The 20,123-nt window shown below is 64.4% G+C and carries 21 protein-coding genes and 5 pseudogenes; 11 read left to right on the top strand and 15 right to left on the bottom strand.

Going from position 1 to position 20,123, the window contains the following annotated elements; all coding sequences use genetic code 11:
• Positions 1-186: 186 nt before the first annotated feature.
• The 3 genes from ACFYOW_RS00310 (at position 187) to ACFYOW_RS00300 (ending at position 2,758) form a co-directional block, all read left to right on the top strand.
• Complete coding sequence (locus ACFYOW_RS00310) at positions 187-1,638, top strand: PLP-dependent aminotransferase family protein (protein ID WP_387282982.1); 1,452 nt, start codon at positions 187-189, stop codon at positions 1,636-1,638.
• A gap of 194 nt (positions 1,639-1,832) precedes the next feature.
• Positions 1,833-2,372 carry a hypothetical protein gene (locus tag ACFYOW_RS00305; protein ID WP_387282980.1) on the top strand — a complete coding sequence of 180 codons (540 nt, stop codon included), beginning with the start codon at positions 1,833-1,835 and terminating at the stop codon, positions 2,370-2,372.
• Complete coding sequence (locus tag ACFYOW_RS00300; protein WP_387282979.1) at positions 2,372-2,758, top strand: S-adenosylmethionine decarboxylase family protein; 387 nt, start codon at positions 2,372-2,374, stop codon at positions 2,756-2,758. The genes ACFYOW_RS00305 and ACFYOW_RS00300 overlap by 1 nt, the downstream gene beginning before the upstream one ends.
• 89 nt (positions 2,759-2,847) lie before the next feature.
• On the opposite strand, the gene ACFYOW_RS00295 is transcribed toward ACFYOW_RS00300, so the two are convergent.
• The 7 genes from ACFYOW_RS00295 to ACFYOW_RS00265 form a co-directional block, all read right to left on the bottom strand.
• Positions 2,848-3,165 carry a WS/DGAT domain-containing protein gene (locus ACFYOW_RS00295; protein ID WP_387282977.1) on the bottom strand — a complete coding sequence of 106 codons (318 nt, stop codon included), beginning with the start codon at positions 3,163-3,165 and terminating at the stop codon, positions 2,848-2,850.
• Between the two features lie 5 nt (positions 3,166-3,170).
• Positions 3,171-3,311: a hypothetical protein gene (locus tag ACFYOW_RS00290; protein ID WP_387282975.1), complete on the bottom strand. Its 141-nt coding sequence runs from the start codon at positions 3,309-3,311 to the stop codon at positions 3,171-3,173.
• Positions 3,312-3,489: 178 nt separating this feature from the next.
• Positions 3,490-4,104: an SDR family NAD(P)-dependent oxidoreductase gene (locus ACFYOW_RS00285; RefSeq protein ID WP_387282973.1), complete on the bottom strand. Its 615-nt coding sequence runs from the start codon at positions 4,102-4,104 to the stop codon at positions 3,490-3,492.
• 174 nt (positions 4,105-4,278) lie between these two features.
• Entirely contained in the window at positions 4,279-4,686 is a 408-nt protein-coding gene (locus ACFYOW_RS00280) for a RidA family protein (RefSeq protein ID WP_387282971.1), read from the bottom strand.
• Positions 4,687-4,906: 220 nt separating this feature from the next.
• Positions 4,907-5,521, bottom strand: a complete 615-nt coding sequence (locus ACFYOW_RS00275) for a hypothetical protein (RefSeq protein ID WP_387282969.1) — start codon at positions 5,519-5,521, stop codon at positions 4,907-4,909.
• Positions 5,505-6,248 carry a hypothetical protein gene (locus tag ACFYOW_RS00270; protein ID WP_387282967.1) on the bottom strand — a complete coding sequence of 248 codons (744 nt, stop codon included), beginning with the start codon at positions 6,246-6,248 and terminating at the stop codon, positions 5,505-5,507. The genes ACFYOW_RS00275 and ACFYOW_RS00270 overlap by 17 nt, the downstream gene beginning before the upstream one ends.
• Complete coding sequence (locus tag ACFYOW_RS00265; protein ID WP_387282965.1) at positions 6,245-7,159, bottom strand: ABC transporter ATP-binding protein; 915 nt, start codon at positions 7,157-7,159, stop codon at positions 6,245-6,247. Before ACFYOW_RS00265 ends, ACFYOW_RS00270 begins: the two co-directional genes overlap by 4 nt.
• A gap of 454 nt (positions 7,160-7,613) precedes the next feature.
• Between ACFYOW_RS00265 and ACFYOW_RS00260 the strand changes: the two are divergent.
• Positions 7,614-7,959, top strand: a pseudogene (locus ACFYOW_RS00260) (YebC/PmpR family DNA-binding transcriptional regulator); the annotation flags it as partial.
• Positions 7,958-8,180 (top strand): annotated as a pseudogene (locus ACFYOW_RS00255) (acyl-ACP desaturase); the annotation flags it as partial. The pseudogenes ACFYOW_RS00260 and ACFYOW_RS00255, both read left to right, overlap by 2 nt.
• 387 nt (positions 8,181-8,567) lie before the next feature.
• Here ACFYOW_RS00255 and ACFYOW_RS00250 read toward each other — a convergent pair.
• Positions 8,568-9,035: a VOC family protein gene (locus ACFYOW_RS00250; RefSeq protein ID WP_387282963.1), complete on the bottom strand. Its 468-nt coding sequence runs from the start codon at positions 9,033-9,035 to the stop codon at positions 8,568-8,570.
• A gap of 113 nt (positions 9,036-9,148) precedes the next feature.
• Here ACFYOW_RS00250 and ACFYOW_RS00245 point away from each other — a divergent pair, with 113 nt between their 5' ends.
• From ACFYOW_RS00245 to ACFYOW_RS00235, 3 genes and pseudogenes are all read left to right on the top strand, one after another.
• Positions 9,149-10,147, top strand: a complete 999-nt coding sequence (locus ACFYOW_RS00245) for a helix-turn-helix transcriptional regulator (protein WP_387282961.1) — start codon at positions 9,149-9,151, stop codon at positions 10,145-10,147.
• 596 nt (positions 10,148-10,743) lie between these two features.
• Positions 10,744-12,480, top strand: a complete 1,737-nt coding sequence (locus ACFYOW_RS00240) for an aminotransferase class V-fold PLP-dependent enzyme (RefSeq protein ID WP_387282959.1) — start codon at positions 10,744-10,746, stop codon at positions 12,478-12,480.
• Between the two features lie 12 nt (positions 12,481-12,492).
• Positions 12,493-12,721, top strand: a pseudogene (locus ACFYOW_RS00235) (hypothetical protein); the annotation flags it as partial.
• Positions 12,722-12,841: 120 nt separating this feature from the next.
• On the opposite strand, the pseudogene ACFYOW_RS00230 reads toward ACFYOW_RS00235, so the two are convergent.
• The 4 genes and pseudogenes from ACFYOW_RS00230 to ACFYOW_RS00215 form a co-directional block, all read right to left on the bottom strand.
• Positions 12,842-13,997 (bottom strand): annotated as a pseudogene (locus tag ACFYOW_RS00230) (flavin-containing monooxygenase); the annotation flags it as partial.
• Between the two features lie 696 nt (positions 13,998-14,693).
• Complete coding sequence (locus tag ACFYOW_RS00225) at positions 14,694-14,960, bottom strand: hypothetical protein (protein ID WP_387282957.1); 267 nt, start codon at positions 14,958-14,960, stop codon at positions 14,694-14,696.
• 9 nt (positions 14,961-14,969) lie between these two features.
• Positions 14,970-15,014, bottom strand: a pseudogene (locus tag ACFYOW_RS00220) (hypothetical protein); the annotation flags it as partial.
• 81 nt (positions 15,015-15,095) lie between these two features.
• Positions 15,096-16,037 (bottom strand): NADP-dependent oxidoreductase, encoded by a 942-nt coding sequence (locus ACFYOW_RS00215; RefSeq protein WP_387282955.1) that lies wholly within the window; start codon positions 16,035-16,037, stop codon positions 15,096-15,098.
• Positions 16,038-16,137: 100 nt separating this feature from the next.
• On the opposite strand from ACFYOW_RS00215, the gene ACFYOW_RS00210 reads away from it, so the two are divergent.
• From ACFYOW_RS00210 to ACFYOW_RS00200, 3 genes are all read left to right on the top strand, one after another.
• Positions 16,138-16,551, top strand: coding sequence for a winged helix-turn-helix transcriptional regulator (locus ACFYOW_RS00210; protein WP_387282953.1), 414 nt, complete (start codon positions 16,138-16,140; stop codon positions 16,549-16,551).
• A 249-nt stretch (positions 16,552-16,800) separates the two neighbouring features.
• Positions 16,801-17,760: a LysR family transcriptional regulator gene (locus ACFYOW_RS00205; RefSeq protein WP_387282952.1), complete on the top strand. Its 960-nt coding sequence runs from the start codon at positions 16,801-16,803 to the stop codon at positions 17,758-17,760.
• 44 nt (positions 17,761-17,804) lie between these two features.
• On the top strand, positions 17,805-18,536 hold the full coding sequence (locus ACFYOW_RS00200) for an SDR family oxidoreductase (protein ID WP_387282950.1): 732 nt from the start codon (positions 17,805-17,807) through the stop codon (positions 18,534-18,536).
• A 217-nt stretch (positions 18,537-18,753) separates the two neighbouring features.
• Here the strand turns inward: ACFYOW_RS00200 and ACFYOW_RS00195 are convergent, their stop codons facing one another.
• The 3 genes from ACFYOW_RS00195 to ACFYOW_RS00185 all read right to left on the bottom strand — a co-directional run bounded on the left by ACFYOW_RS00195 (position 18,754) and on the right by ACFYOW_RS00185 (position 19,938).
• A complete protein-coding gene (locus ACFYOW_RS00195; RefSeq protein WP_387285931.1) occupies positions 18,754-18,909 on the bottom strand; it encodes a hypothetical protein in 156 nt (51 codons plus the stop codon).
• 236 nt (positions 18,910-19,145) lie between these two features.
• The gene (locus ACFYOW_RS00190; RefSeq protein ID WP_387282948.1) at positions 19,146-19,646 is read right to left on the bottom strand and encodes a YbaK/EbsC family protein; all 501 of its coding nucleotides are present in this window, start codon (positions 19,644-19,646) and stop codon (positions 19,146-19,148) included.
• Positions 19,636-19,938: an ArsR/SmtB family transcription factor gene (locus ACFYOW_RS00185; protein ID WP_387282946.1), complete on the bottom strand. Its 303-nt coding sequence runs from the start codon at positions 19,936-19,938 to the stop codon at positions 19,636-19,638. The genes ACFYOW_RS00190 and ACFYOW_RS00185 overlap by 11 nt, the downstream gene beginning before the upstream one ends.
• Between the last annotated feature and the right edge of the window lie 185 nt (positions 19,939-20,123).

The following is a 20,123-nucleotide window of genomic DNA, read 5'->3' as shown; positions in this document are numbered from 1 at the left end:
ATCGTCATAGCGGAGAAGTTGCGCCGTTCCCGCACGCCTGATTACCTTCAGGCATGCTCGGCTGGATTCACCCGTGATCGCGGGGCTGTCGCTTGCCCCGCACGACGTCGGGCAGGCTTGGCGGGCCCCCGGCCCGGCCCGTGTTCCGTTGTTGGCCCATTGCTGAGGCCGACCGTGGACTTGCACGTGAGCCTCGCCGGCCGCGGCGACCTCGGCGGGCAGATATACCGGCAGATCAAGGACGCCGTGCTGGACGGGCGGCTGGTGCCGGGCCAACCGTTGCCGCCTTCCCGGGAACTGGCGCGCAGGCTGGCGGTATCGCGCAATACCGTGACCGGCGCCTACGACCGACTTGTCGCCGACGGTCTGGCCGAAAGCCGGGTCGGCGCAGGCATTTTCGTGCGCGCCATGGTCGCGCGGCAGCGGCGTCACCCGGCCGCGCCCACATCGGTCGCGGTGGTCCACCCGTCGCCGTCGTGGGCGGACATCAGGGTGCCCGCGCCCAGCTTCTTCACCGACGCGCCGCCGTACGACCTACGGCCCGGCATCCCGGACGTGCGGCTGTTTCCGTATGAGGCGTGGCGGCGGTTGACCTCGCAGGCGTTCCGGGCATCATCGATCGGCACCGGAATGCCCATCGATCCGGCGGGGCTGCCCGCGCTGCGGGCGGCCATCGCCCGGCACATCGGAGTTTCGCGCGCCGTGCAGGTGACCGCGGACAACATCATCATCACGCAGGGCATCCAGCAGGCGCTGGACCTGGTGGGGCGGGTGCTGCTGCGACCGGGCGACTGCGTGGCGATCGAGAATCCGTGCTATCCGCTTGTGCGGGAGCTGTTTCGCAGCCTCGGGGCCGACGTCGTGGGGGTCGACGTGGACTCGGAGGGCATGCGGGTCGACCTGCTGCCCGATCACACGCGGATCGTATACGTCACCCCGTCGCATCAGTTTCCGCTCGGCATGCCGATGTCGGCCCAGCGCAGGCGGGCGCTGCTGGAGTGGGCGAGTAGCCGCGACGTGGTGGTGATCGAGGACGACTACGACACCGAGTTCCGTTACGGTGGCCGTCCGCTCGAGCCGCTGCACAGCATCGACCCCGCAGGCCGGGTCATCTACGTGGGAACGTTCTCCAAGGTCATGCTTCCGGTGCTGCGGATCGGTTTCCTCGCCGCTCCCGCGCCGCTCTTCGCGGCATTGCGCGCCGCGAAGTACGTGACCGACTGGCATTCGCCGCAGCCCGCGCAGGCCGCGCTTCTCGGGTTCATCGAGGAAGGGATGCTGGCCAAACACATCCGGAGGATGCGCCGGGAGTACCAGGCCCGCCACGACCGGATAGTCGAACTGTTGACCACGCGCTTCGCTGACTTGCTGACGGTCATTCCGTCGGCGGTGGGCCTGCACGTGTCGGCGTGGACCCAGCCCGGTGTCGACGCGGCTGCCGTCGCGGCTCACGCGCGGGCGGACGGCGTCGGGATCTTCCCGATCTCCCGGTATCGCATGGGCGACGGTCCCGACGGCCTTATCGTCGGATACGGGGCCATCGCCGCGACCGACGTCGACCACGCGCTCGACCTGCTGCACACCGCGCTGCAGGGGAACCGGGCGACCGCGCAGCGAAGCTGGGACTGCCACGCCTAGCGGCGATTTGACGGTGAACTGCGGTTCCACGAGTCCTGATAGGAACAGCGCCGGGGGTCCGCGCACCGCATGCCTGGCCCAGCGCAGTTCGACGATATTGGCTCTTTTCCGCCGAGCCCGCCGCCGATAGCGTTCAGCCCTACCTGAATGGGCGGAAGCGCACTTCTGTCCGAAATCTCGGCGAAAGCAAGACTGTGAAAATCATCGAGACGCCAGCAATAGGTCCGACGCCCGACCGCGACGCGGCGTGGACCTTTTACAGTGAAACGTTCACCGAGATCAACACAATGGCGGCGCAGCGCCATCTCATGCGCCGCGACGAGTTCGTCGACGTTATGGGTGATGAGCGGATCGCCAAATACCTACTTTTCGACGACGACAACACCATTGTCGGGCTCGGTGTTTCGACGAACGACCTGGACGCGTGGCCGCTCATCTCGCCCGCCTATTTCCGATGCAACTATCCGGAGCACTATGCGGCCCGCACGTTGTGGTACATCGGTTTCATCGGTGTCCGGCCAGACCTACGCGGTGGCTTCGCCGCCATGCTCGAGGCCATGTCCGCCCCGCAGCGCCACGCTGGTGGCGTCGCGCTCATGGATTACTGCGCGTTCAATGTCGACGAGAAGGCCGTGCTGGCGTCCTCACTGCGAATTCTGGGGCGCTACAGCGATCCGCGGATGCGCACGCTCGACACCCAGACGTTCGTCGCCTACGAATTCGGGGAGCGTTGATGGCCCGCCGGTGGCGGCACGACAGCGCGGGCGCGATGAGCTTCGGGATGGAACTGATCCTGGACCTCGGCGGCTGCGCCCCGGAGGCGATCAGTGACGCCGAAACAATTCGGGGCTACGCCCGCGAACTCGTCAGGCTCATCGAGATGCATCCCTACGGTGAGCCGATAATCGAGCACTTCGGCCACAACGATCCGGCCACCTCCGGCTACACCCTGGTGCAGTTGATCGAGACCTCCAGCGTCGTAGGGCATTTCAGCGAGAAGCTGGGTCGGGCCTATCTGAACATCTTCTCGTGCCGACGATTCGACGCCGAACTTGCGCTGCGGTTCAGCGCGGACTGGTTCGGCTCGGACGAGATTCGGCAAACCCTCATCATCCGATAGCACGCGTGGATGGTTGCTCGGCGCCGATGCCGTCGACGGCATCCTCGCCCACCTCGACCAAGTCCGCGACGACATCGAAGCAGGAGCGGCTATTGAACTAGTTCGGTGAGTGCCTCTTGTAGGTAGGTGGCGATGTTCCAGACGTCCGGGATGGTGCCGGTGCTGGCGAGGATGCCGAAGTCGAGGCGGCCGTTGTAGGACATGACGGTGATGTTGAGTGGGCCCGAGAGGTCGGTGAGTACGGAGATGGGGTAGGTCCCGGCCACTCGAATTCCTGCGGCGTACAACGGTATCTGCGGTCCGGGCACGTTGGAGACGATCATGTTGGCCAGGGGGAGCGTGGTCGAGTGTAGGGCCGGGGCAGCGTATGCCAAGTCGCTCGTGGGTACGGCGCCGACTGTATTCACGGTAGTCAACTCGGCGTTCCGAGCAGAATTCGCTGCACCTGCTGCAGGTGCTCGACATCACCGTGCATATCAGCAACCGCGTCGTTGTAGAGGAATCCCTCGCCTACCCGCGCCAACGTGTATGCCAGCGCGGACGATTCAACCATGAACTCGTATAGCCGGTCCCGGGCTGTCGTTATAGTGCCGCAGCATCCTCTAGACGACCGCCGCGAGGCTCCCCGGGACCTCCCCGCTGAAGCGGCGAGGTATCAGCAGCCCAGTCCCTGGACGGCGACGAACGGCGCTATGCAGTCGACTGTGCGTGTGTTCCCGGGGTTCACCAATTCAAAGCACGGCGTTGTCGGCGCTCCCCGGGAAGTCGGTACTGAGCGCGAGGTCCTTGCCCGCGTCGAACTCAGCTCGAAGTTGATCGAGCTTGGCTCCGATCCGGCGCTGGGCATCACTGCCCAGGACGACCCAGTGACGGGGCTGGGACGACGTCGCGACCGCGTAGATGGCTTCGGCGGCCTTCTCCGGGTCTCCGGGAAACATTTCGGGGGTAAGGCGGTCCAAGATGCCTCGGAAGGCGCCGGCTGTGGCCGCGTAGTCCTCGATCGCCTGGCCCGAGGCTTTCGTGCGGTGCTCGATACCGGTGCGGAAGGAACCGGGCTGGATCACCAAGGCGTGTAGTCCCAGCGGTTCGATCTCCTGCCAGAGGGCCTCGGTGAAGCCCTCCAGCGCGAACTTGCTCGCCGAGTAGTAGCCATTCGCGGGCAAGCTGGCTAGGCCGTCCATCGAGGAGACGTTGACGATGACACCCGTGCGACGACGACGCATGCCGGGGAGGACTTCGCGGGTCAGGGCGACGGCGCCGAAGAAATTGACCTCGAACAGCCTGCGGTAATCGGTTTCTTCCTGTTCTTCCAAGGCTCCGATGAAGTCGATCGCGGCGTTGTTCACCAACACTCGCCCGCACCGCGTCCTTTCACTCGTCCTACCTTGGAAAGCTGCCATCGGCAGTGCTGCGAGCAGCCCTGGATGCACTCGTGCTATTCCTCGGCCCGATCAGCCGGAATATCGCATTCGGATTGGCGGGGCGCCTTGCCGCGGCGGCGCTGCATGCTGGCGTCATTGTCATTCGATTACGGCGGTGGCTTCGATCTCGACCAGCAGGTCGGGCTCGGCGAGCGCGGTAACACCCAGCAAAGTACTGGGTGTGGAGGGGTTGATGCCGAGCTTTTGCGCTGCTCGGGCTATGCCGCCACCGAGTGCGGGCATCAAGTCCGGCGACCAATCGACTACGTAGATAGTCAGCTTTACTATATCATCGAATGAGGCGCCGACTTCGGAAAGAGCTGCTGCAATATTGATAATGGCCTGTTCGGCCTGCGCTCCGAGATCGCCGGCACCGATTGGACGATTTTCGGCGTCGCGGGCAACCTGGCCGGATAAGAAAATCAGTTTCGAACCGGTAGCGATCGAAACATGATGATATCCGACCGGCTTCGGCAACCCCTTCGGATTGATCAAAGTTACTGCCATGGCTTAATACTCCTGATCCACTGCTGCTGAAGATAATTTTTGCCGACCCCTGGGCAACCGCATCCCGGTCACTGCCCCGGAGGCAAGATACCAACAAGATGCAAGACAACTCCGACGACAACGAGTATCACAATGGCAAGCGCAATAACAAGCTTCTGCCGAAGCGGCATTTCGCCATTATTGGATTGCGGACTCTTTTCCTGGGGATCCGATTTTCCCATCATTTCTCACCTTTTCCTAGCTTGTCGGTAACAGCTTGAATGTAGTGCTGCAATTGGGCGGGGGTGGGTCGCGGGTACATCGGCCCCGACGCGACCAAGTTGTGCATTGCACCAGCTATAAGGAACCCGAAGGCATCGACATCGACATCGGCATCGACCCGACCGCAACGTTGCTCGGCTCTCAAATAGTCAGCGATGGGCTTTTCGAAGCCGCGCAAGTTGGGCGCCACTTCGGCGACCACAGCCTGTACGGTCTCGGCCAACTTCTCGTCCGTGAAAACATCGGAGGCCAAGGCGACCGATGGAGAGCCGATAATCAACTCAGTGAACCACAATATGTTGTCAGCGACTGTGGCAGTGTCAGCACGATCAATCAGTTCTTCGTGAGCAGCGACGAATCGAAAAAGATCCGAGCGGATGACCTCAGTGACGATCTCGGTGCGGTCGGTGAACAATTTGTACGGCAGTCCCAGTGCACAGTTCGCTTCGTTGGCCAACGCACGTAACGTCAGCGCATGCGGGCCACCGCGCACGACCAGAGCCCGCGCATGCTCGATCAGTGTTGCCCGAAGTTCTGCGGTAGCGTCGGCCGACCGTTTACGCACTGACATCATCACGATTCACGAGACGCATTCCCAGCACTAAAGATCCTACGACAATTCCGACAACCACCAATGTCGCAGGAAATACTGGGAGGAGTTCAGGGCTCGGCATACCGCGCAGACTCAGTGCGGCCATTCCCGGCAACCAGCGGAATAATTTTGGTGAAGCTTGAAAAAGGGCTGGTTCGACCAAAACCATCCATGCCAGGGTCGCAACTATGGCAACTGTTTGCTGACGGGAGACGGCACCGATGCCGATACCGAGGACACCGAAGAGCGTGGCGACCGCGATGCAGCCGGTGATCGTAAGCCAGACGGTAGAACCAACCAAGGGAAACGCCACGTCGTGTGATTGATACCAGATGTATGCGGTAAGGGTTGCGCCGATGCTGGCGATAACCCCATACCCGATACCGACCACGCTGTACACGATCGCTCTCGCCCATACGACAATCGACCGTCGCGGTGTCGTCAAGAAAGATTGCGTAGCCTGGCCGAAGCGCCAGTCCCCGGCCATGGCGATGATGCCGGCAATCGCGACGAGCACAGCGCCTCCTGCGGCACCGTGCATCGCTTCCCTGATCTTGGCCTCGGCCAGGAGGACAGCTGGTTGTGGGTCGGTTGTCAGCAGGGGAGCGAGAGTTCCGAGGACACCCACAGCGACTGTGGCCAGCAGTAGCCACCAGTTCGACGGACTCGTCCAGGCCCGCCGCAGTTCGGCATTCAAAACCGACTTCATGACCGGGACCCCTTACCGTCGGCCGCGACAAGATCGAAGTAAGCGTCTTCAAGACTTCCGGCTCGTTCGCCTAGCCAGCGGATCGGACCGGCATCTAGCTCCGAAACCAGTTGCCCGACCTCTTCAGCGGACATGCCTTTGAGCGTTAATAGGTCTCCGTCCTGTTGGACGGACAGCCCGCGCGCACGAACCGTATCGAGCACAATGTCCGGACGTCCTGTGCGCAACTCGACAACCTTTTCGCCTCTGGACAACAGCTCCGTGATCGGCGCGTCGGCAACCAGCTTGCCGCCGCTGATAACGAGAGCTTTGTCCGCGATTTCCGCGACCTCATTCAGCAGGTGGCTGGACACGAGCACCGCACGTCCACGCGCCGCCATGTCGCGCAGCAAGCCGCGCATCCAGAGGATCCCGGGCGGGTCGAGTCCGTTGAGGGGCTCGTCGAGCACAAGCGTGGACGGGTCACCGAGCAATGCTGATGCAAGAGCAAGCCGCTGTCGCATGCCCAACGAGAAGGTTCCGCAACGCTGGCCTGCACTGGCGGTGAGATCGACTTCCTCCAGAACTTGGTCGACGCGACCAAGGGGGAGGGAGGCAGCTCGCGCGATCAGCCGCAGATGAGTGCGTGCCGAATGATTCGGATGGGCGCCGGGCCCATCCAGTACCGCACCGACATGTCGCCGCGGCTCAGCAAGGTCGCGATATGCGCACCCGTCAACCAGCGCACGCCCGCTGGTGGGATGAACCAATCCCATCAGCATTCGCATCGTGGTCGTCTTGCCTGCACCATTCGCTCCGACAAAAGCCGTAATCATGCCCGGCAAGACCTCGAAGGAGACGCTATCGACAACGACCTTCCCGCCATAGGCCTTGGTCAGTTCCCTGCACTGCAGAGATATCCGTGAACTCATGTTCACGAACATATCGTGAACACCCGATCACAGTCAAGGGACAGCTACCGGTGTCGGCAGAATGCGCCAGCAAGAACAACGGATTCGCCAGCGATCCTGGTTGACCAGGCCGACTCGCCCCCTCGGCAGCGTCGGACGCAGGCCGCCGATCAACGAGGCCGTTCGCGGTGGGTGAGCGACACTCGTTGACCGAAGGCAATTCGGTGACCAACGGGTTACATCCGCGAGGCAACCTCGCGCCACGTGACGTCGTATCGAACACCGTCGCCGCGCCCATGCGGGTACCACGGAAATCTGGCGATTCATCACGGATTTCCATCACCCTAGTTCGGGCCGTAGGTGTCGTACCCGCGGTGATAGGCGTCCGGCGGCCCCATGCGTCGGTCGCCGTCGCGGCGGGTCAGGACCGCGAGCCGTGGTCGCGCCACTGGTGTTCCTGGCCGCCGCCGCACCGATCGCGGCCGTGGTCACCGCGCGGTTGACGGTCGGTGCCGCACCGAAGCGCGGCAAGCTCTTCGCCAAGTTGATCAAGAACATCGAGGTGGCGGCCCGCACTGGTGGCAGTGACCCGGCGGGCAATCCGACGTTGTACGACGCCATCCAGAAGGCGAAGAAGTCGTCGGTTCCGAACGACAACATCGAGCGTGCCCGCAAGCGCGGCGGCGGTGAAGAGGCCGGCGGCGCCGACTGGCAGACCATCATGTACGAGGGCTACGGCCCCAATGGTGTCGCGGTGCTGATCGAATGCCTCACCGACAATCGCAACCGCGCCGCGCGAGGTGCGCGTGGCGATGACCCGACGGCGCCTGGGGCACACCTGGGTGGGGCGGTGGACCGCCGAGGAGAACCGGCACGGGACCGTCATGCGTGACTATCTCGTCGTCACCCGCGGGGTCGACCCGGTAGCGCTGGAACATGCGCGGATGGTCTGCATGACAGCCGGGGTGCAGCACCCGACCGGGGTGGACGACAACGGATTCCTGCCCGGCGTCGCTACGTGACTTTCCAGGAACTGGCGAGTTGTCGTGCTCAGGTCGAATACGCCGGCCAGGATCAGGCGCAGCAGTTCGATGCCGTGTGTGTGCAGTTCGATGAAATTGGCGGGGGGTGGGTTGGCGAAGGTTGTCTGCGCCCTCGCACGCTCGCTGTTACCGTTGTGTTCCATACCTGGGCGGCGGCTGCACACGTAGCTGCTGGACCTGGCCGGGGGTGAGGGCGGGTTTGTAGCCGGTGCAGTCGTCGCGGGCTTGGTAATGGGAAACTGCTGCAGCTGTGATGGCGCCGTCGAAAATCGGCTGATACCAAGATCTTCCGCGCGTTGTGGGGTGTCTCCTGTGTCGAGTGTCGCGCCGGACAGTGGAGCCGGGGTGCGACCGGATTCCGCTCGCACCCCGAGCAGCGTGGACGCTCAGACCGGGGTGTACTCGGCCGCGACGTCGAGGATCCAGGTGATGCCGAAGCGATCGCACAGCATTCCGGAGGCGGGTGCCCACTGCGCCGGGCCGAATTCCTCGATGACCGTCGCACCGTCCGCGAGACGTTCCCACAGCGCGCCGACCTCGTCGGTGGTCTCGCCGCGGACCGACAGGAAGAACGGCTCCGAGGTGAGGGTGGCGCCGTTCTCGCGGCGGGTCGTGGGAGCGGCCGGTGCGGCCGGTTCGTTCTCGCCGGGCACGTCGTAGGCCATGACCCGGAAGCCGTTGTCCGCAATGACCTGTCCGAATACCACCTTGGCGGCGTCGGGCAACCCTGCGGGCATCCCGAAGTCGCCGTAGGTGGCGATGGTGATCTGACCGCCGAACACCGACTGGTAGAACTCCAGGGCCGCACGGGCCTGTCCGTGGAAGTTCAGGTGGGCAACAGCGTTTACCGACATAGTGATCCAGTCCCTTCGGAAATTGGTTCGCGCCGGAGGGTTCCGGCGACGAGGGCGACTCTGGCATCGGTAGCGGTCAGGGAATGTCCGCTTCTCATGGCAGTCTGGCCGACATGCCGAACGCTTCTTCGACGGCGACCTCCCGCCGCCTGCTCTCGCTGCTGTCGATGCTCCAGGTCCGCCGCGATTGGCCAGGGGGTCTGCTCGCTCGGCGGCTGGGTGTCAGTGAACGCACGGTGCGGCGCGACGTCGATCGCCTCCGCGGGCTCGGTTACCCCGTCCGGGCGGTCAAGGGACCGGAGGGTGGTTATCGACTCGAGGCGGGCAGCGAACTGCCGCCGCTGCTGTTCGACGACGATCAAGCGGTCGCGCTGGCCGTGGCGTTGCGGATCGCGGCCGGGACGGGTGCGGGTATCGAAGAGTCCGCCGCGCGGGCCCTCGCTACCGTCCGTCAGGTCCTGCCGTCCCGCTTGCGGCAGCGCGTCGACTCACTCGAGATCAGCGCGGTCGAATCCGCTGAGCGAGGAGCCGATCCCCAAGCCGATACCCACGTGCTATTCGCCCTCAGCGCTGCCATCCGATCTGGCGAGGAGGTACGGTTCGACTACGAGCCTCCGGTGCGGACGGACGACGCCGGTCTCCGGCCGCCGCGACGGGTGCAGCCCCACCACCTCGTCGTCCGGAACGGACACTGGTACCTAATCGGATGGAATCCGGAGCGCGGGGACTGGCGGATCTACCGCGCCGACCGCATGACCCTCCGCGTCCCCAACGGACCGCGCTTCACACCCCGGACGGTGCCGGGCGGTGATATCGCCGCCTTCCTCTCGGCCCGATTCAAGGGTTCCGAAACCGTGAACATCTGGCCGTGCCGCGGTGAGGTGATCCTGGATATCCCTGCCGCACAGGTGATCCCGTTCGCCGGCGACGGTATCGTCGAGGAACTCACCCCCACCCGAACCAGACTGCTCGCCGGTTCCTGGTCCTGGGCAGCCCTCGCCGCAACCTTGGCACGGTTCGACACCGAGATCGAGGTCATCGGCCCGCAGTCACTACGCGACGCGTTCGCCGTCCTCTCCGGTCGCGCAGGCCGCGCCGCCGGACTCAGCTGATCCTCCGCGGCGTGGGCGAGGCTCGTTCAGGTCGGGTAGCGGGCGGGGGTGCCTTCGCCAGCGCAGTGCCGACGATGGTATCGAGATCGGAGGTATTTCTGGACGTTGGACAGTGGGTCTGGGCGGGGGCTCGGTGAGGTGGGCGTGGATGACGGCGCCTGCCAGAGCCTGTGGCATAGCCGTCCTCAGATGTCGCCACCACCGAGCCAGGCATCGAATTGATAAATCGCGTCGAAAATAGCCCCCGCGGTTCGCCCTCGACGGTGTGTGTCAGGTACAGGTGTTCCGGGGCTCGTATTCGGCGATGCACTGTGCGGTATCCGCTGTTCGTGGAAGCCTCCACGGCTGAGAGGTACCTACCCAGGTGGTGGTGGATCTCTCCGAGCGGCGGGCGGTAGCGGCCCGCATTTGAGGGCATCCAGGGTCCTCGATGAGATCGTTACGGCGGCGAATTCGTCGAAGCACCTTCCCACCGCTGGGCCACTTCTTCGGCTCGCGTGTCCTAGAAGACCAATGGCCCTGGCGCGGCGCATGGCCCAGGGGCACGCTGGCTGTATCCGGGGCGCTGGCTAGCCGCGGCAGAAGGAAGGCACCGCATGGATACGGTGACCGGGAACGCGGACGTCTGGGCGGCGCCGGTCCCCACCTCACCCTTGCTCGAGCGGGTTCGGCAAGGGGTTATCGGTGAAGGCGAGGTCTTGGACGGACCCTATGGCCGACGCCGGATCACCTACGCCGACTACACCGCTTCCGGGCGGTCACTGGATTTTCTCGAGGACTTCATCCGCAGGCAAGTCTTACCGCGATACGCCAACACCCACACCGAAAGCTCTGGTACCGGATTGCAGACCTCACGGCTGCGGCAGGACGCACGCCAGATGATCCACGACGCGGTTGGCGGCACCGAGAACGATCTGGTGATCTTTTGCGGGTCCGGGGCAACGGCGGCGGTGAACAAATTGGTTGGCATTCTCGAACTCCGCGTACCGTCAGGGCTGGCCGGGCACTACCGGTGGGGTGGGCGGGTACCCGAGTCGCAGCGGCCGGTGGTGTTCATCGGCCCCTACGAACACCACTCCAACGAGTTGCCATGGCGGGAGTCCATCGCCGACCTGGTCGTGATCGACGAAGACGCTGGCGGTCACATCGACCAGGGACAACTCGCGGACCGGCTGATCCACTACGCGGACCGACCTCTGCGTATCGGTAGCTTCTCTGCCGCCTCCAACGTCACCGGCGTCTTGTCGGACACCGATCGGATCGCCACCCTGCTTCATGAGCACGGCGCGTTGTCCTTCTGGGACTTCGCTGCTGCCGGTCCCTATGTTCCGATCCGGGTGCGGGAGAGCGCTCCTGGTCGGGGCGACCATAAGGATGCGATCTTTCTCTCGCCGCACAAGTTCGTCGGCGGGCCCCAGACTCCTGGCGTCCTCGTGGTCCGTCGTGAGTTGGTGCGCAACGCCGTGCCCACCGTGCCGGGAGGGGGCACGGTGGCGTTTGTGGACCCGATCGGGCACCGATACCTCGATGATCCTGTTGCCCGGGAAGAGGGCGGAACCCCGGCGATCATCGAGTCGATCCGCGCCGGGCTGGTCTTCGCACTTAAAGACGCCGTCGGTACCGACCTCATCGAGCAACGGGAACAGCGGCTATGGCGTCATGCCTTTGCCCGGTGGCGCGATCACCCGAACATCGAAATCCTGGGCCACCCTCATGCCCGACGACTGTCCATCGTGTCCTTCCGAGTCCGTTCAGGCGTGGATCGCTACCTGCACCACAACTACGTCGTAGCCCTGCTCAACGACTTGTTCGGCATCCAAGCTCGCGGCGGCTGCTCCTGCGCAGGCCCGTACGGGCATCGGCTCCTGGCCATTGATCCGCAGAATTCGCGCGCCTACCGAGACGAAATCGCCTTGGGTTGCGAGGGCATCAAACCCGGCTGGACACGGATCAACTTCAACTACTTCATTTCCGACACCGTGCGCGACTATCTGATCGAGGCCGTGGAGTTACTGGCCTCATTCGGCCACCGTCTCCTCACCGACTACATCTTCAGTCCGGACACCGGCCTGTGGCGCCACCGTGGGGGGACTCACCAGCCCCCGTTGCGCCTGACAGATCTCTTCTACGACAGTGCTGGCGCTCTGCACTACTCGACGGACGACGAGACCCTCGACGAGGCCGCGTTGGCCGAACACTTACACGAGGCCCGCACTCTGGTCGAGGCCCGCCCCGAGGAGGTCCCCGATGGTCTCACCGGCCTCCCATCGCACTTCGAAGCGCTGCGCTGGTTTCCGCTACCCCCGCAATGCCTGACGCCCAATCCTCGATGAGGTGGCGAGGCCGCCGCTCTTCCGTTGGCCGCGCTCGGACTGCTGAACCCGTTGACAGCCGCAACCGCGATGGCCTTCTCCAGTTTTCGCGGTGTCCAACAGCCTGCGGCTGCGGGGTTTCCGCGCCACCCCGTCGACGAACCACAGCAACGCGCGAGTCGTGTCCCTGCAGGTGCGCGATTCCGTCGGCCAGTGGCCGACTCGGCCCGGGTGCTGGCCGCCGACAACGCCACCGCGCTGACTTGCTGCGCCCACCTCGCGGCCGCCGATGAACGGGAATGTGGTCGACGAGGATGAGTTTTCCTTCGGGGCGCAGCACCTGGATCATTTCGGCGACGGCGACGGCGACGGCGGCGGCGGCGGCGGCGATGATTTTGCGGTCGAAGGGCCACAGGTCGATGGTGCCTTCGGCGGTGAAATACCAGGAGTTCCAGACGGTCGGGCCGAGGGCGGCGGCGACTAGGTCGTTGAATCGGGCGGTGGCTTCTTCGGTGACTTCGAAGGTGGTGAGTTCGCGGTCGCGGAATCGGTTCAGCCATCCGACGATGTAACGGGCGGTGAGTTCGGCGGAGTATTGCAGGGAGATGGAGCCGGTGGGGGAGTTCGGGGCGAGGACGGTGAACATGTTGGGGAAGCCGGAGATTGCGGTCATGCGGTAGGCGCGGGGGCCTCTGTTCCAGGCGTCGTCGATGGATAGGCCGTCTCTGCCGCACAGGTTCATCGGGCGCATGTAGTTGTGGGGGTGGAAGCCTGTGGCGAGGACGATGACGTCGAGGTCGTGGTGACGGCCGTCGGCGGTGCGGATTCCGGTCGGGGTCACTTCGGTGATGGCCTCGGTTACCAGTTCGGCGTTGGGAGCTTGTGGCGTAGGACTGCACGAGTGAGCGCCGCCAGCTCGGTTTGGTTGCGATATCGGCGAGAATGCCGGAGCCCCAGAGCAATCCGTTGTAGAGGGCGCGGTTGACGGTCGGTGCCGCACCGAGCGCGGCGCTGAGGATTGCGGGTTGCCGCAGGTCCGTCGGGGCCCCACAGCACCCACTGCGGGGTGCAGGACAGTTGGGTGAGTCGCGCGGCGGCGGATTGCAGTGCGGAGACGATCTGTACTCCGGTGGAACCGGATCCGATGACGGCGATGCGTTTTCCGGTGGTGTTAACCGAGTCGTCCACCGGGCCGTGTGCACGACGTTCCCGCCGAACCGGTCCAATCCCGGAATGTCGGGTGTGTTCGGGTGGTGTAGCACGCCGGTTGCGGCAATGAGGAAGTCGGCCGCGAGCTCTCGTCCGTCGGCGAGACGGACGCGCCAGACATCCGAAACGAATTCGGCGGCAACGACTTCAGCATTCACCTCGAGGTGCTCTTCCAGGCCGAAGCGCCGTACCACGTCGCGGTGATAGTGCTGGATCTGCGCTCCGGTGGCGAACATTCTGAGCCGGTTCGGCTTCGGGGCGAAGGAGAACTGGTAGAGGTTCGACGGTACATCGCAGGTCAGTCCGGGATAACAGTTCCAGTACCAGACTCGCTGCCCCAGCCGCACCCGATGTCGAGCCCCTCCCTGGGAGTGGCCGATCTAAATTTGCCAATTATCTTCTCGGCAAACGTGTTCCACCGTAGCCAATTGACGCCAGGTCCGGCAGGCATTCGGAGTCGATTTGACATGGCATGCACCAGAGCGGATTTCACCATGGCGGCCAGGGTGAGAGTGAGGGTGTGCGGGTGGGTGCATGATCACCGCCAGGAGACGGCGGATTTCGGCGACTGTGATCCGGCCCAGCCCGCATGGGCTTTTGGGTCGGTGACGGCGAGGAAGGCGTAGGCGAGCATGTCCAGGATGATGTGGCGGTACCAGGGCCTGTGTCGGAGTATGTGAGCGCGCGCCTGTCGGCCCGTCCTCACGCGGATCGGAGCCATTGGTTGATCGCGGTGATGTGGATAGTGGTGAGGTAGCGGACCGCGAGTTCGATGCCCCTATGGATGTCAAAGCTGCAGAAGGTAGTGACGTGCGTGGGCTAGTACTGCCGTTGCACACCAGCGGATTTAGTGCCCTTCTTCAGAAAGCCGGTCTTGTCACCGGCTAGCACCACCTGGCATCGGTACGCCCATTCGTATGAACCGGCGTGGAATGATCGATTGGTGACAACGACCGGAACGGGCCGTGCCTCGTAAGCCGCCCACCAGGGTGCGCGCCAGTCTTCCGTTGCGGCGCCACCCGCTCTCAGCACGAGCGCCATTCGTGGCGTCTCGCCTTACGCACTGGCGTGATTGCCAGGCTCGAGTGGACCAGGGACGGTCGATTGCCAGGTAAAGCGGCTGCGGCACCGACATAAGCACCGTGACCGAATGCTTTGCGCTGCAACGTATTCAGATCACGCATCGCATATACGGTGAGATCGCTGAGCAGGTCAGCCGGATCGGTCTGCCGGCGACCGGGGTCAACCTTGGGGTGGACTTTGATCAGTTCACCACGGAAGTAGAGCTTCACCGTCTGCGAGTCGGCGCGGGCGGAAAGCCGCTGCCCGACGAGATCACCGGGAATGCTGTAGAGAGCCTGGGAGATCTGAACATGCCGTCATCGAGAAGAGGACGCCGATGCCTGATCACACCTCACGCGGTCCTTTTAGACCGCGATCGCAAGCTTGCCCTGCACGCCGCCGGCGGCCAGCACCTCGTGCGCCTCGGCCACCCTCTCCAGCGGGAAAACCTGCTGCAAGTGCACCCGCAGCTTCCCCGCCTCGACCAGCTCGGTTAGTGCCTCCAGGCCGGCCGGATCCGGCTCCACGCCGACCGCCGCGAAGCGTACGCCGGCCTGTTCCGCCAGCTTGGGAAGGGTGGTGCTGAGCCGCTCCACCGCCGTCACTAGCACGCCACCCTGCCGCATCACGCCGAAGGAACGCTCGGCGTTCCCGCCGCCCAGAGTCTCCAACACCACGTCCACCGGTGCGTCGCGGAGTACCTCGGTGTAGTCCTGCGTCTGGTAGTCGACGAGCTGGTCCGCACCCAACTCGCGCAGGAAGTCGTGCTTGGCCGCGCTCGCTGTGCCAACCACGTGCGCGCCGAGGTGTTTGGCCAGCTGCACCGCAACGTGCCCGAGCCCGCCGCCCGCACCGTGGATCAGTACCCGTTGCCCTGGCCGCAGCTGCGCGATCTCCACCAATGCGTGCCAGGCGGTCAGGCCGACCAGCGGCAGCGCCGCGGCCTGCTCGTGGCTGATCCCCGCGGGTTTGCGAGCCAGCTGCCGCGCGGGGGCGACCAGGTACTCGGCGTTCGCCCCGGCCGCGGCTGGGAAGTACGGCATCCCGTAGACTTCGTCGCCGACTTTGAACCGGTGCACACCCGGATCGACCTGCTCGACCACCCCGGAGACGTCCCAGCCCAGGACGAAAGGCGGCTCGCCCAGCAATCGGAAGCCGCCGGAGCGGACGAACAGTTCCACGGGGTTGACGCTGGTCGCCCTGACTCGGACCAGCACCTGCGTCGGTCCAGGCGCCGGCTTGGGCGCGTCGTCGACGAGCTCCAGAACTTTGGGGCCGCCGAAGGTCTTCTGGGTGATCGCGCGCATCGTCACGTACTCCTGCTCGGATAGTGGTTCGGGATGTCCCTATCCTCGGCAAGCCGGTAACCGTTGAACAGAAGGCACTTCAAAGGTATATAGGTACCTCATGGGTACTACCGACAACCTGCGCTTCTACGGCGGCGCAGATGCCTACCTGGCTGCCTGTCCTTCCCGCCAGATCCTGGACGTACTCGCCAACAAGTGGACCATGCTGGTCATGGGCGCACTGGCCGGCGGCCCGATGCGCTTCGGCGAACTGCGGCGTCGCCTGGACGGCATCACCCAGAAGATGCTCACCCAGACCCTCCGCACCCTGGAGCGGGATGGCCTGGTCACCCGCACGGTCTACCCGACCATTCCACCAAAGGTCGAATATGCGGCTACCGGGCTGGGCGAGAGCGTCACCTCGCTGATGCGCGCGATCCGCGCCTGGTCCGAGGAGAACATCAATGCCGTCCTGAACGCACGCGACGCCTACGACGCGCGGTCCGCCCAGGAGATACAGCCAGTCACGGCCTGATCGCCTCTGGCCCGGCAGTGCCCGCGCAGACGTCGCAGAGGATGCGACGTCAAGGTTTCCACCACGGTATTATTTCCTGCTCTGCTCACCTCGTCGCGGTGGTTGCGTTGCAACCAAAGATGTCGTTGGTGAATTGAGCGTTGATCCGTGCGTACATCGGCCGGTCACTCCACGGGAGGACGATCTGAATTTGCCCAGGGTGGGAACACGTAGGGTGAGATCGCGAAGGGCGGCCACATACTCGATGTCGTGGACCGGGATGATCTACAGGTTTCCGCGGGGCGCAGGTTCGATCCGCAGCAACTCGAGGCTTTCCTCGCGGTGGCGGCGGTGCTGCATTTCGGCCGGGCCGCGGCCAGGTTGGGGTTGTCGCAGTCGCGGGTGAGCCGGTTGGTGGCGGCGTTGGAGCGGCGGATCGGTGGGGCGTTGTTCGAGCGGACCAGTCGGCAGGTGACGCTGACGGCGCTGGGGCGGCAGGTATTGGCTGATGTGGGACCTGCATATGCGCGGCTGAACGATCTGCTGGTGGAGTTCCAGCGGGGCACGCGGCGCACGGAGGAATTGCGGATCGGGTATCACACCTTCACTGCTGACGGAGTGTTCGCTCAGGGGATGCGCGAGTTCGCTTTTCGGTTTCCCGAGTGCTCGGTCACCGTGGTGGAGGTTCCGCTCAGCGATCCCTACGAGCCGCTGCGGCGGGGCGCGGTCGATCTGCTGGTGACCTGGCGTCCGCCGGAGCAGGTCCACGGTGTGACCGTCGCGGCGCGGATCGACGAACAGGCGCGGATGCTGGCGGTCGCGGGCCATCATCGGTTTGCCGAGCGGGCCGAGATATTCACCGACGAGGTGGTCGACTGGCCGATTCCTCGGATGGAGACGGGGTTGAATTCGACGTTGCGGCGCGCGATCGTTCCGGTGGTGACGCCGTCCGGCCGGGAACTCGACCGCGCTGTCAGCACCGTCGGTTTCCAACACACCGCGCTGCTCGTCAGCACGGCTCGGGCGGTGCATATCACGGTCGCCGGATTCGGGGTTCGAGCCGTCGGCCACGCGGTGAACTTGGTTCCGATCGCCGATCTGCCACCGGTTGAACGTGTCCTGCTGCGGCGCTGTACCGACACCAACCCGCTGGTCGAGGCATTCGGTGCGATCGTTGCCGGGAACGCATCATCCGATGCGCAAGAAGGCCTTGTTCAGCTTCGACGATGACCAGCACAATCGGCGAAGCACATGACGATGGACAGGAGTAATCGGTGTCATCTTCTCTAGCGGACAAAGTGGCCTTGGTGACGGGGGCGTCCCGCGGGATCGGTCGTGCGACTGCTCTGGAGCTGGCCGCGCGGGGTGCGGTGGTGGCGATCGGCTACCGGACCAACGAGGGGCTGGCCAAGGAAGTGGTCGGCAGGATCGTCGACAGCGGCGGTAAGGCGATCGCCGTCGGCGCCGACCTGTCCCGACCGGCTGAGGTCACCCGGCTGTTCGACGAGGCCGAAGCGGCCTTCGGAACATTGGACATCGTGGTGGCCAACGCGGCCGACGCACTGATCAAGCCCCTCATCGAATGCACCGAGGCGGACTACGACCGGATCTTCGACGCGAATACCAAGAGCGTCTTCTTCTGCCTGCAGGAAGCTGCCCGACGGCTGCCTGACGGCGGCCGAATCGTCGTCACCTCGACCAGCGGCACCCGGCTGTTGTTCGACCAGTTGTCGTTGTATCTCGGCAGCAAAGGCGCGATCGAGCAGTTCGTCCGGGTGCTGTCCCGCGAGCTCGGTGAGCGTCAGATCACCGTCAACGCCGTCTCTCCCGGATTCACCGACACCGACCTGCTGCCGGACCGGGACCGGGAGGTAGCCGCAGGAATGTCCGCGTTCAAACGAGTCGGCCAGCCGGAGGACGTCGCCGAGGTGATCGCGTTCCTCGCCGGCGAGAGTGCACGGTGGGTGACTGGACAGAACATCGTCGCCGCCGGAGGCGTCTGCTGAGAATCCTTCGCCAACTATCCGGCGGGCGGGATGAACCTGCACGGCACCTCGCGGGGGTACGCCGGATGGAGCGCGTTCATTGCGAAGGCTGCGGCGCAGGATCGCGGCGCTGATCCGCGAGTCGCATAACGTCCACGCCGCATGGGGGCCATGAAGGCGGGCCTCGACGAAACGTAACTCCCGATGCTGTCAGGGTGCTCTGTCTGGCGGAGAGGTTTCAGTCGCCAGTCGCGTTCACGCCCGACTGCTCGATCCTGAGAACCGCGCTACGGACGGGGACGATCGGTTTGTGCAGAAGCCCGGCTGGCACGGTGAAACCTTGCCGCGGTCGCAGGTCGACGGGCGCGGAGTTCTCCAACTCGATCCGGAACAGGCCATCGAGGACGAAGAAGAACTCGTCTTGCGCGTCGTGCTTGTGCCAATGGAATTCGCTTGCATCACTCCGAGTCGCACCACCACGTCGCCGATTTGGATCAGCGTCTGGTTGTACCAGGGATGATCGACTTGCTCGATGAGTTGTTGGACATCCATCGTCTGCAACGCGGAAAACATTGGCTCATAATTGATTTGGTAGCCGAAATCGGGCCGGGACACGGAACTCCTGACTGTTCAGTTCGCGGTGGCGATGTCGGCGATCCGGGGGTTGGCCAGGCGGAGGTAGTCGTCGGTGGCCAGGGCGATCGAACGGTCCAACCGCGCTGCGTTGAAATACAATTCGGGAAGTGCCAGGAGTCCGGTGTCGGCGACGACGTGTAGGTGTGGGTGATAGCTGAACGGGAGAACGGTGCCACTGACCGAGCCGGCCAGCTCCTCGGCCCGATCCTTGCTCGCGAATCCGGCGTAGGTGCCGTCGTGCAGCGCCTTGATCGCCCCTAGGTCGAGCTGGGCGTCGCCGGGCACCACCGCCAGGACGTAGCGGGTGTTCTTCTTGCCCGCCTTGACCATCACCACCAGACACTTGGCCGCTTGGCCCGCATCGTGACCACGCAACGCGCTGACCAGATCGGTGCGGCCTTCGGGCGGATGCTCCAGCACGCGGTATCGCGCACCGCCGGAATCCAATTCGGCTATCAGCCGCGCGTACAGACCGCCGCCCTGCTCACCACTCACCGCTCAACATCTCCTTGATCTCCGCGATACGGTCCTCGTCACGCTGGTAGAAGACCCACTGTTTGATCTTCTTGCCGCGGATCAAGCCCGCCTGGCAGAGCACGCGCAGGTGCTCGCCGCACGTCGGCTGACTCACCCCGAGCTTCTCGGCGATGAACAACGAGCACACCCCGTCCTCGACCAGGTCACCGTCACGTTGCGGCGGGAAGTGCCGCACGGGATGACGCAACCACTCCAGAACCTGGAGGCGCTTGTCATTGGCGAGCGCCTTGATGACATCGGTCTCGATCACTTAGCCATTATGCTAATTAGCTAATCGATTGTCTACAGGAGAACGCGAGACTTCGAGCCAGTGCTGAGCCTCGTCGCCAATCGTGAACGGCTTGTCGTGGAGAGGCGGCGGCCATGGGCGACTCGATGGTCGCGAGTCGTGGAAGATTGCGGACACCAAAGGGGTCCATCTGGCACAAGCCGGAT

The sequence above is a fragment of the Nocardia sp. NPDC006982 genome, assembly GCF_042869435.1.
Taxonomy (GTDB): Bacteria; Actinomycetota; Actinomycetes; order Mycobacteriales; family Mycobacteriaceae; genus Nocardia.
Note: the sequence above shows the minus strand (reverse complement) of the source record. Positions and strands in the feature narration are given on the sequence as shown.

Excerpts from the sequence above, each read along its gene's own strand:
- ACFYOW_RS00210 (WP_387282953.1), top strand. The coding sequence starts at position 16,138 with ATGGGTACTACCGACAACCTGCGCTTCTACGGCGGCGCAGATGCCTAC.
- ACFYOW_RS00240 (WP_387282959.1), top strand. The coding sequence starts at position 10,744 with ATGGATACGGTGACCGGGAACGCGGACGTCTGGGCGGCGCCGGTCCCC.
- ACFYOW_RS00250 (WP_387282963.1), bottom strand. The coding sequence starts at position 9,035 with ATGTCGGTAAACGCTGTTGCCCACCTGAACTTCCACGGACAGGCCCGT.
- ACFYOW_RS00300 (WP_387282979.1), top strand. The coding sequence starts at position 2,372 with ATGGCCCGCCGGTGGCGGCACGACAGCGCGGGCGCGATGAGCTTCGGG.
- ACFYOW_RS00215 (WP_387282955.1), bottom strand. The coding sequence starts at position 16,037 with ATGCGCGCGATCACCCAGAAGACCTTCGGCGGCCCCAAAGTTCTGGAG.
- ACFYOW_RS00275 (WP_387282969.1), bottom strand. The coding sequence starts at position 5,521 with ATGATGTCAGTGCGTAAACGGTCGGCCGACGCTACCGCAGAACTTCGG.
- ACFYOW_RS00265 (WP_387282965.1), bottom strand. The coding sequence starts at position 7,159 with ATGAGTTCACGGATATCTCTGCAGTGCAGGGAACTGACCAAGGCCTAT.
- ACFYOW_RS00280 (WP_387282971.1), bottom strand. The coding sequence starts at position 4,686 with ATGGCAGTAACTTTGATCAATCCGAAGGGGTTGCCGAAGCCGGTCGGA.
- ACFYOW_RS00270 (WP_387282967.1), bottom strand. The coding sequence starts at position 6,248 with ATGAAGTCGGTTTTGAATGCCGAACTGCGGCGGGCCTGGACGAGTCCG.
- ACFYOW_RS00290 (WP_387282975.1), bottom strand. The coding sequence starts at position 3,311 with ATGGTTGAATCGTCCGCGCTGGCATACACGTTGGCGCGGGTAGGCGAG.
- ACFYOW_RS00245 (WP_387282961.1), top strand. The coding sequence starts at position 9,149 with ATGCCGAACGCTTCTTCGACGGCGACCTCCCGCCGCCTGCTCTCGCTG.